Here is a 500-nt window from a genome sequence, read left to right on the forward strand (position 1 = left end):
CCTAGGGTAATTTGGGCTGATCGCCACTGATCCCTTTGGTATTGAAAGGCGCTGGCGGAGGATGAGGGAATGAACATAGAGGTCCTGCACATCGAGGACTGCCCAAGTTGGATCGAAGCCGGGAGCCGCCTCCGCGAAGCGTTGGATGCGACCGGGTTCGGTGAGACGACCATCACGTACCGACTGCTCGGCACCTCCGCGGACGCAGCCCATGTTCCCTTCGCGGGTTCTCCGACCATCACGGTCGACGGCCAGGACTTGTTCCCCAGTGGCGGGAGCACCGTGGACCTCGCGTGCCGGGTCTATCTGACTCCCACCGGGCTGGCGGGACTCCCCACGACCGAGCAGCTCATCGAAGCGATCGACGCACGTGGACACTGACGCGGCCGTCCGATGTTCCTGCTGCGGGCGAACCCTGCCCCCACGCAAAGTCCACGCGCTGCACGGCACCGCCGGATACGTGTGCCGGCGCTGCGGCCTATGGATCGCGCTACGGCTGC

General features: G+C 65.4%; 1 protein-coding gene. It reads left to right on the plus strand.

Annotation, left to right across the window (positions count from 1 at the left end):
- The first annotated feature begins 69 nt into the window (after positions 1–69).
- Complete coding sequence (locus ACLQ2Q_RS22210; protein ID WP_425824078.1) at positions 70–381, plus strand: thioredoxin family protein; 312 nt, start codon at positions 70–72, stop codon at positions 379–381.
- Positions 382–500 lie beyond the last annotated feature (119 nt).

The organism is Microbacterium sp. DT81.1 (genome assembly GCF_049844955.1).
GTDB lineage: Bacteria > Actinomycetota > Actinomycetes > Actinomycetales > Microbacteriaceae > Microbacterium.

Coding starts and splice junctions, on each gene's coding strand:
- ACLQ2Q_RS22210 (WP_425824078.1), top strand. CDS start 70: ATGAACATAGAGGTCCTGCACATCGAGGACTGCCCAAGTTGGATCGAA.